This is a genomic window from Sphingomonas sp. LH128 (genome assembly GCF_000293195.2).
Classification (GTDB): domain Bacteria; phylum Pseudomonadota; class Alphaproteobacteria; order Sphingomonadales; family Sphingomonadaceae; genus Novosphingobium; species Novosphingobium resinovorum_A.
On the sequence record NZ_ALVC01000067.1, the window covers coordinates 1 to 8,877 of the forward strand.

Annotated in this window: 13 protein-coding genes; 5 read left to right on the plus strand and 8 right to left on the minus strand. The window is 59.9% G+C overall.

Annotated elements, in window-relative coordinates:
* The 6 genes from LH128_RS06165 to LH128_RS06185 all read right to left on the minus strand — a co-directional run.
* Positions 1–1,727 (minus strand): FUSC family protein (locus tag LH128_RS06165; RefSeq protein ID WP_051211426.1); only part of this gene is annotated, 1,727 nt, incomplete at its 3' end.
* 145 nt (positions 1,728–1,872) lie between these two features.
* On the minus strand, positions 1,873–2,292 hold the full coding sequence (locus tag LH128_RS34360; RefSeq protein ID WP_248006413.1) for a hypothetical protein: 420 nt from the start codon (positions 2,290–2,292) through the stop codon (positions 1,873–1,875).
* 39 nt (positions 2,293–2,331) lie between these two features.
* Positions 2,332–2,544, minus strand: a complete 213-nt coding sequence (locus LH128_RS33180) for a hypothetical protein (protein WP_172704969.1) — start codon at positions 2,542–2,544, stop codon at positions 2,332–2,334.
* Positions 2,544–2,879 carry a hypothetical protein gene (locus tag LH128_RS06175; protein WP_037518066.1) on the minus strand — a complete coding sequence of 112 codons (336 nt, stop codon included), beginning with the start codon at positions 2,877–2,879 and terminating at the stop codon, positions 2,544–2,546. The genes LH128_RS33180 and LH128_RS06175 overlap by 1 nt, the downstream gene beginning before the upstream one ends.
* A 168-nt stretch (positions 2,880–3,047) precedes the next feature.
* Positions 3,048–3,488, minus strand: a complete 441-nt coding sequence (locus LH128_RS06180; RefSeq protein ID WP_008828734.1) for a DUF934 domain-containing protein — start codon at positions 3,486–3,488, stop codon at positions 3,048–3,050.
* Positions 3,481–5,115, minus strand: a complete 1,635-nt coding sequence (locus LH128_RS06185; protein WP_008828735.1) for a nitrite/sulfite reductase — start codon at positions 5,113–5,115, stop codon at positions 3,481–3,483. The genes LH128_RS06180 and LH128_RS06185 overlap by 8 nt, the downstream gene beginning before the upstream one ends.
* A 227-nt stretch (positions 5,116–5,342) precedes the next feature.
* On the opposite strand from LH128_RS06185, the gene LH128_RS06190 reads away from it, so the two are divergent.
* Positions 5,343–5,786 (plus strand): Rrf2 family transcriptional regulator, encoded by a 444-nt coding sequence (locus tag LH128_RS06190; protein ID WP_008828736.1) that lies wholly within the window; start codon positions 5,343–5,345, stop codon positions 5,784–5,786.
* Between the two features lie 29 nt (positions 5,787–5,815).
* Here LH128_RS06190 and LH128_RS06195 read toward each other — a convergent pair whose 3' ends face one another.
* Complete coding sequence (locus LH128_RS06195; protein WP_008828737.1) at positions 5,816–6,301, minus strand: DUF6306 domain-containing protein; 486 nt, start codon at positions 6,299–6,301, stop codon at positions 5,816–5,818.
* Positions 6,298–7,146 (minus strand): LysR family transcriptional regulator, encoded by an 849-nt coding sequence (locus LH128_RS06200; RefSeq protein ID WP_008828738.1) that lies wholly within the window; start codon positions 7,144–7,146, stop codon positions 6,298–6,300. The genes LH128_RS06195 and LH128_RS06200 overlap by 4 nt, the downstream gene beginning before the upstream one ends.
* A gap of 64 nt (positions 7,147–7,210) precedes the next feature.
* Between LH128_RS06200 and LH128_RS33185 the strand changes: the two genes are divergently transcribed.
* From LH128_RS33185 to LH128_RS32750, 4 genes are all read left to right on the plus strand, one after another.
* Positions 7,211–7,684 carry a hypothetical protein gene (locus LH128_RS33185; protein WP_156800006.1) on the plus strand — a complete coding sequence of 158 codons (474 nt, stop codon included), beginning with the start codon at positions 7,211–7,213 and terminating at the stop codon, positions 7,682–7,684.
* The gene (locus tag LH128_RS06205) at positions 7,681–7,917 is read left to right on the plus strand and encodes a hypothetical protein (protein ID WP_172704970.1); all 237 of its coding nucleotides are present in this window, start codon (positions 7,681–7,683) and stop codon (positions 7,915–7,917) included. The genes LH128_RS33185 and LH128_RS06205 overlap by 4 nt, the downstream gene beginning before the upstream one ends.
* Positions 7,918–8,014: 97 nt before the next feature.
* Positions 8,015–8,656, plus strand: coding sequence for a peroxiredoxin (locus LH128_RS06210; protein ID WP_008828739.1), 642 nt, complete (start codon positions 8,015–8,017; stop codon positions 8,654–8,656).
* The gene (locus LH128_RS32750; RefSeq protein ID WP_202196466.1) at positions 8,653–8,829 is read left to right on the plus strand and encodes a hypothetical protein; all 177 of its coding nucleotides are present in this window, start codon (positions 8,653–8,655) and stop codon (positions 8,827–8,829) included. Before LH128_RS06210 ends, LH128_RS32750 begins: the two co-directional genes overlap by 4 nt.
* The last annotated feature ends 48 nt before the right edge of the window (positions 8,830–8,877 follow it).

Sequence of the window (8,877 nt, forward strand, 5' to 3'; positions counted from 1 at the left end):
CCGGCCCCCCCCCCCGCCATTCGTGCAGCCACCTGCCCGAGCCGGTCGACCGCTCTTGCCGTCCAGCGGTCCGGACGGAAAGGCCGGCGAATGTCCGCAAGCAGGGCCAGTTCACCCCAGTTCGCGCGCAGGATGCGCCGGGCGGTCCACAGGACATTGGCCGATCGGAACATGCGGGTGACGGCAAGCGTCGCTACAATTCCGCCGAGCTGGGCCAACCCCGTGTTAATGAACAGTGCAAAATCCGCCTGAAAACGCGCGAGAAAGCCCATGGCGACGATAAAGCAGGAGAACATCGGCAAGGCCTGCGGCGAACGTGCGGGATCGGCCTGGATATAGCCCATCCACAGCAAGGCCGGGGCCAGGGTGACGATCAGCATCTCATAGCCATCGACCCGAGGCATGATCACGAAAAGGTAGAGAGCCCCCAACGGAAAGGTCTTGAGCGTAGCCACGAGATAGCGACCGATCACCGGCGCCGGATCGTCCTGTGCGGCAAAAGAACAGGTAATGAGCGCGGCAAAGGCCGCGGTCGCCGATCCATTAGGCCAGGCAAGCAGGATCCAGACGGCGCAATAGAGCCCGATTGCCGTGGCGGTCGCCAGGCCCGCGAGCGCAGCGACGCCATGATCGCGGGCAAGCGAAAAGGATTCTGCGGCAAGAATTTTAGCGCTGGGCCGACCCGGTGACCCGATCCTGTCCGCCAGCCTTCGACTCGCGGCCAATGCGGTCAGGAACTCGGCGATGCGGATGCAGGCGCTCGCGGTCAGCAGGTCGTTCCAGTCGCCGCGCGCCTCAGCGGCGGCCGCCAGCGCCTCGCACCGTCGCACCAGCGATCCCACCCGGTGCAGCTCGCTTTGCTCATCATCCAGCCAGTCGGTGACGTCGGCCAGCAAAGCTTCGAGCATTGGCGGAAGATCGGCGCTTTCACGCAGGCGGTCGAGCCGGTTCGCCGCAGCCGAGGCAAGTGGCAGGATGGTGGCGAGCTGCTGTTGCAAGGCCGTAACCCGTCGCCGGGTCGCGGGAGCCCAGCGCTGATCGAACGGCAAATGGACCGCGATCATGCCGAGTTCGGTGACGTCCGCCGCCAGTGCGCGGCGATGTGCGTCTTCGAGACGGGTATGGTGACTGCCAAGCGCCTCTGAGGTCCAGCGGCGGGCGTGGCCCAAAAAAGACTGGACACGGGCGCGAATAGCCGGCGTTGCGCTCCAAGGTTGCAGCAGCGCATGAACCGCCGTCACGCACAGGATAGCAACCGTCATCTCCTGCACCCGCGCGGCCGTGGTCTCGAAAATATTCCCCGGATCATCGAGATAGGGAAAGCTGATCACCGCCGAGCTGAATGCCGCCATCTGGAACAGGAAAGCACGCGGAGTGCGATCAAGAACCGCAAGATAGATGCAGAAACCTGTCCAGGCCGCGAGGCACAAGACCAGGAGTTCGGGCGAGTTCTGCAAGTTGGGAACGAGCAGGATCGTGACAGCGGCACCGGTTAGTATGCCGCCCAGACGGTAGAGAACCTTGGGCCGAAAGGCACCGGCCATGGGTTGAGCGGTAACGTAGACCGTCAACAGAGCCCACCAGGGGCGGGGCAGACTGGCCGAGAAGGCGATAGCCAGCGTAGCGGCCGCCGCCAGCAAGCTGCTGAGCGAGAAGAGCAGCTTCTGGGGGTCAACCACGAAGGGAGAGGCTGGCAGGCATTTCCCGCCCGCAAACGCAACAAGCATCACTGACAACCATGACAAACGGGATTGTCACGATCGACAGCGACCGTGGTCATTACCTCCCATGGATATGAGACAGCCCTTTAACCGAGCCAGCGCGCTAAACCGTAGATCAAAATATTGATGGAGAAACGCAAATATTTTGCGGTTAATTGCTTTTAGTGGTCGAGCTCGAATTGATGCCCTGGTCTGTCTTGTCCGAAGCATCGGACATATCCTGCCCTTTGCCCGACACAAAGAATGCAGCGATCGGCACGGCGAGGAAAATCAGCAGCATGATCTGCTCCTCACTGAGAAGGCGATATTTGCTGAGGCAATAGAGAGCAAAGGCGAGCCCAGCGAACAGAAGCGTCCACAGTGCCCGTGACCAAGTGAATACGGCCTGTGTAGCAGCGTCGCCCGACATAAACCTCTTCATGCGGCATCCTCTCCCGTCGATGCTCGCTCGTAACCAGCCATCTTCATGGCCTGATGGAGGCAGGGTGAAAGAATGCGCGCCGCGTCGCAAACGAATGTTTTTGTAGGTTAAGCGCAAAAATTCCGAGGTTCGGGCGACGGGAAACAACATCACACGCAGGGGCGTTCGCAAAGCGCGAGTAGGGCGCGCCTATTCGTCCGCCATCAACTGAGGAGATGGCGCTTTCAGAGCCGCTTCGATCAGACGACGCACCTTCCCTCGGCATGCAACGTCCGAACCGCCTGCTGCAGCGGCTTCACGCCGGGCTCGTCGAACGAAACTGCGCGTTTCAGCAAAGCTCGGCCGTCTATTCTGGCCTAGCACCGCGATGAGGGCAGGATAGATCCAGATCTGCGTTGCCATCAGTGCTTTCCTCCAGGAATGGCGGAGCGGCCCGGTTTCGTGTCGCGCGACGGCCCTCCCCCCTGTTCTTCCCGACCTACAAAATAGAGCAAGCCCGATCCAACCAAAGCGAATACGGTGGCCATCTTCACGAACTCACTGTGGCCCAAGGCAGCCAGCCAGGCGCCGCCAACTATGATGAGCAGAAGTGGCGCGCCCCAGCGCGGATGATGAGCGCGGGTCGCTAGCCACCAAGCCAGACAGGACAACGATACCGCGACCAGCAAGCTGCCCAACGTCAGGCCGACAGTCGTGGCCAGGATTTTCAACATCGGCATAGCGGCCTCCATCGACATCCCCTCCGCATCCCTCATTCTAATATATCGTGTTACGATATATTTACAAGGGTCCCGCTCATCGCTTCCAGCACTCAAGTCGGACATCAAGACACGATGATCTGGTCATTATATGGCGCGCGCATCAGGTGCCGAAGCTACCGTCCAAACCATAGGAACGAACTGCGTTCATTCAGCGGCGAATTGGGGATGCCGCAGCGCCCAGATCGGCTCTCGTCCATCTGTCGCCGACTGATAGACGTCAGGGTAGCGGCTCAGTGCGGCATCGACGGCACCCGGATGAAAGGGGGCGTCGGGCTCGAAGCTGTCGAAGCCGCAACGCCGCATGAAGAATACCAGATCAACGAGCACGTCACCGATCGCACGGATTTCGCCTGTGTAGCCCGCCTCGCGCAATATGCTTGCGCTGGAAAAACCACGCCCGTCGCGAAACCGCGGAAAGTCGATCTCGACGAGCCGCACGCGGCCAAGTTCGGGTAACAAGGCGCGGACATCATCGCCCGCCTCGAGAAGCACTGAGGTTGCGTCCTTCTGATTGAGAAACGCATCCAGGGAAACTCCCGGCTCATCCGGTGCCGGATCGTCCCGGAAGCGTAACGGATCACCCATAAATAGCCTCCTTGAACGGATCCATGCCAACGCGGCGATAGCAATCGAGAAAGCGTTCACCTGGCTCGCGAATCTCACGATAGCGTTCGATCGTGCGTTCGACGGCATCGACGATCCCGGTCTCGTCGAAGCCCGGCCCGGTGATCTTGGCCTGCGAAACATCCTCGGCCCCGGACCCGCCAAGCAGCAACTGGTAGTTCTCTGTGCCCTTACGATCGACACCAAGGATACCGATATGGGCCGCGTGGTGATGACCGCAGGCGTTGATGCAGCCCGAAATCTTGATCTTGAGTTCGCCGAGGTCGAGCTGACGATCGAGATCGGCAAAGCGCTCTGCGATCTGTTGGGCGACGGGTATCGAACGCGCGTTGGCCAGGCTGCAATAATCGAGTCCGGGACAAGCGATGATGTCCGTGACGAGGCCGAGATTGACGCTTGCCAGCCCCGCCGCGTCCAGCGCCTGCCAGACCGCATGGAGATCCCGCTTGCGCACATGGGGCAGCACGAGATTCTGGACATGCGTCGAGCGCAGGTCATCGAAGCTGTAGCGTTCGGCAAGGTCGGCCACGAGCTCCATCTGCTCGGCTGAAATGTCGCCGGTTATACCCCCGTCGGGTTTGAGGCTGATATTGACGATGGCATAACCGGGCGCCTTATGTGCGGCGACCTGGCGATCGACCCATAGCGCGAAGTCGGGATCGGAGCGGTCGAGCTCCTCGGAAAGCCCGGTCTCGAACGGCGGCGGGTCAAAATGGGCGGCAATCCTGTCATACTCGGCCTGCGGAAAATCCCGGCCCAGCGTCAGGATGTGCTCGAACTCCATCTCCACCTGACGGCGGAACTCTTCTTCTCCCAGTTCATGGACAAGGATCTTCATCCGCTGCTTGTGGATGTTGTCGCGCCGCGCATGCCGGTTCCACACCCGCAGGATCGCTTGGATATAGGAGAAAATCTGGCCTGCCGGACAGAACCCCCTGATCGGGAAAGCGATAATCGGCGTGCGCCCCATACCGCCGCCAGCATAGACCTCGAAGCCCTGCTCACCGCTCTCGTTCTTGACGATGCGCAGCGCACAGTCGTGCCAGCGCAGCGCGGCACGGTCTTCCTGCGCGGCGATCACTGCGATCTTGAACTTGCGCGGCAGATAACTGAACTCTGGATGGAACGTCGTGGCTTGGCGGATCAGTTCGGCCCAGGGCCGCGGATCGCATATCTCATCGGGAGCGGCCCCGGCATAATGATCGGCCGAGAGGTTGCGGATGCTCTCGCCGCTCGTCTGGATGGCGTGCATTTCCACCGTCGCAAGCTCGGCGAGGATGTCGGGCGCCTCTGCCAGTTTGATCCAGTTATATTGGATGTTCTGTCGTGTCGTGAAATGACCGTAGCCTCGGTCATATTTGCGCGCGATATGCGCCAGCTTGCGCATTTGCCGCGAATTGAGCGTGCCGTAAGGCACCGCTACGCGCAGCATATAAGCGTGCAGTTGCAGGTAGAGCCCATTCTTGAGCCGCAGAGGCTTGAACTGGTCTTCGCTGAGATGGCCTTCGATCCGACGGCGCGTCTGGTCGCGAAACTCTTCGACCCGGGCATCGACCATGGCCTGATCATACTCGTCGTATTTGTACATATCAGCCTCTTACGCCCAAGGGAGCATCAGGATGGCATCATGATCACTCATGCACAAAATGACTTTTAATGCATCGATCCATCAAAATAATTGCTCGATAAGGCAGGTCGCTGCAGGTCAATAACCATGGGCCGATCGTTGCAAACCGGCATTGAGGGCAATCCCGGCCTTAACATGTCTGTTACATACAGGTATGGTGTTTGCAGATTGTTTCTCGGGAGTTTTGCGTGCGGCTGACACGCTACACGGATTATTCACTGCGGGTCTTGATTCACCTGGCCCTTCACGAAGAGCGCCTGTGTTCGATCGGCGAAATCGCGCGGGCTTATGATGTCTCCCACAATCACCTGATGAAGGTCGTCAACGCCCTGGCGCACGACGGCTTCATCGAAACCGTTCGCGGTCGCGCCGGCGGCATGCGTCTCGCCCGACCAGCGGATGAGATCACCGTCGGCGAGGTCGTCCGCCGCACCGAGGAAGGCTTCCAACTCGCAGATTGTTCCGGGTGTGCGCTGTCTCCCGCATGTGGACTGACCGGCGTGCTGGCGCAAGGCATGCAGGCGATGATGGCGGTATTCGATACCTACCGGATTTCCGATCTCCTGTCCGATCGTGAGGCCATGAAGCGGCTGATTAACCGCCAATCACCGCTCGGCGTCGGCATGGACTAAATGATACAGCTTGCGGGTTTCCGCGCAGGTCAATGCTCCGCTTCAAGATGCGCTGCGGCGCGATCGATGTTGACCCGATGGCTCTCGAGCATCTCGCGAAGATCGGCATGCAATGCCTCGTCACGAACCCTAGGGGTCAGAGATTCCAGTTTGCGAACCACCCAGGCTTGTCCGCGGTTGAGAAAGGCGAGCCTTTCAAGCGGATCAGGGATTGCCAACGCCTTCTTGTAAAAGGCGCCGGTCTTGCGTGAGGGCGCTGCGCCCAATCGCCTGATCTGCCTCGAGAGCATCGCGCACCAACGTGCTTCGTCGGCACGGACCGATCGCATCAGTTCGGCGTAGTCGGGATCGTTCGCCGACTTGGCGCTGGCGAGCGCGACGCGGGCGCCGGCCCGTTCGGCTTCCAGCAGTTCGTTGAGCGCCGCGAGGATCTCCTCGCGACCGACAAAGCCCATGTAAATGTCATCGGCTTCGCTGGCGTAGCAAACGGGTGACGATGGTTCGTTCACGGTCATGCTGTAATCGCCGCGGCCGCCTTGAGGCCGGCACGAATGCGGTCCATCACGCCCGGGTCGGCCTTTGTGCTGTGGACGACATAGGCCGAGTACGAAAATTCAGGACTTCCGGGGACGAGAGCGAGGCGGCCTTCCTCGAGATAGGAGCGGATGAAGCCTTTGCGAAAATAGCCGCTACCCCCTGTCGCCAGGATATAATCGAGCGCGAGCGGACCATAGCTTATCGAAACGACGGCGTTAGGCTGATCCGGGAAAGCGGCGTGATAGCTCCCGGCAAACTCCTCACCCCAATCGATCTGAACATGATCTTCCGGTGCGAGAGGGCTGCTGGTTGGCGTGGTCCGCACCAGGACCAACTTTTCCTCGAACAAGAGTTCGGCGATGATCCCCGGACGGCTCGGCGCGGCATAGAGCACCGCCATATCGAGTGAGCCATCCTGGACCTGCTCCATCAGGCGTTCGGATGTGTCGATATGGGTGCTTACCGCGATTTCCGGACATTCCCGACGCATCCAGAGCAGCCAGTGCCGCAGCAAGGGACTCCACAGACTGAGCTCGGCGCCGACCGTTACCACGGTCTCCCGTCCCGGCGGGAGCGCGACGGCGCGGCGCGCCCGATCCCAGACCTGCACTATGGTGGTTGCAAAGCGCAGAAACTGCTCGCCCGCCGGTGTCAGCTTCGCACCTGCCTTGTTGCGGATGAATACTGGCCGATCGAGCAGGTCCTCAAGCACCCGGATGCGGGCACTGACTGCGGTCTGCGTGAGGTGAAGGTTCGACGCAGCGTTCACAAAACTGCCGGTTTTGACGACTTCCAAGAATGTGCGCGCAACATTGATATCCATAAGCCATCATCCTTGCGCTCAATGCGCAATAATATTCATTTGCTTGCATCATGGTAGCGGGCCGATGATGGGATCACAAGGCAAGACCCGTGTGATCGACCCTGGACAGGCACCAACAACCATAAGGCGTCCAACGGTTTGGGCGAACTTTCAGATGAAACCTTTAGGCCGCTTCACGCCCGAACCGCCGCCGCCGCGGGCCGAAATCTGGAAAGTCAGCATAGCGCTGGCGTTGCTGGTTTTAGGGATAGGCATAGCACTTTTCAGTTTTTACGACGCTGGTGCGATCAGTGACGATGTCTTCGTTGCCGTGGTGGTCTTCGTGATCGCGGTTTGTATCGGTGTGATCCTCTCTCTCGATTGGGAACAAACGGCACATCGCCGAGTGCGTCAGCCCTGGCAGGAAGTGCCCCCTCCGTTTGACTTCATTGCGCTGTGGTCATCTGAAGACCGACAGCCGTCGGGTGAAGATGCCCCTAATCTTCAGGAAACCTGCCGCCGCAAACCGCCTCCCTCGTCACGGACAAAGCTGCCGTGAAGGCTGACAACGATGATGACCGACAAGCGCGTGGACCAGAGCGCCCGCCCTCCATGTCCGGGCTCTATCTGATTTTCGCCGCAAGCATCGCCTTCGTCTCGATCCGCCTTTTTGTCGATTTGCTCCGCCAAAACGGCTTCGTCGCCGAAGGGGACGGCAATGGGATAGTGCTGTTCGCCATGCCGATAGCCCTCCTCATGATCGTGGGGCTCGGACCGGGAACCCGGCGCTAATTTATATCCAATATCTTTGCTGATAAATAATAATAACATTCGTTTGTATGATGCTTCGTCCATCTCCACATCAGATCTGCGATATGAAGGAGTTCCCATGGCCATTCAGCTCGGGCAGATCGCCCCCGATTTCGAGCAGGACAGCACGCACGGTCGCATCAGCTTCCACGATTGGCTCGGCGGAAGCTGGGGTGTCCTGTTCAGCCATCCCAAGAATTTTACGCCGGTCTGCACGACGGAACTGGGCGAGGTTGCCAAGCTCCGGTCCGAATGGGACAAACGCAACGTCAAACCCATTGGCCTCTCGGTGGATCCGGTCGAAGCCCATCACAAATGGGAGCTCGACATTCACGAAACCCAAGGGACGAAACTCGACTTCCCGATGATCGCGGATGCCAACACCAAGGTGTCGGCGCTCTACGACATGATCCACCCCGAGAGCGACCCGACGGTCACTGTCCGTTCCGTCTTCGTCATCGATCCGTCACGCAAGGTGCGGCTGATCCTGACCTACCCGCCTTCGACCGGTCGGAATTTTGCCGAGATTCTCCGTGCCATCGACAGCCTTCAACTTACAGATGCCCGTAGCATCGCAACGCCCGTCAACTGGGAACCTGGCGAGCCGGTCGTCATATCGCCGAAGCTGTCGGACGAGGAGGCATCCCGGCAGTTCCCACAAGGCTACAAGACACTGAAGCCCTACCTTCGGGTCGTCGATCTGCAGGCTCCCGGGCAATGAGGCAATTGGAGGAGAGTGGAAAAAGACAGACCGCCGCCGACGGAGCAGACGACGGCGGCCTCTCCGACCTGTTGGCCCGCAACCGCGTATGGGCTGACGCCAAAACCCTGATCGATCCCGGATTCTTTAACAGGCTGCGGAAAAAGGCGCTTGCCTTGATGTGGCATTGCTGATTCCAGGATCCCGTAGAGGGATGTTGAAGGGATCGGGATGCGCGGCGG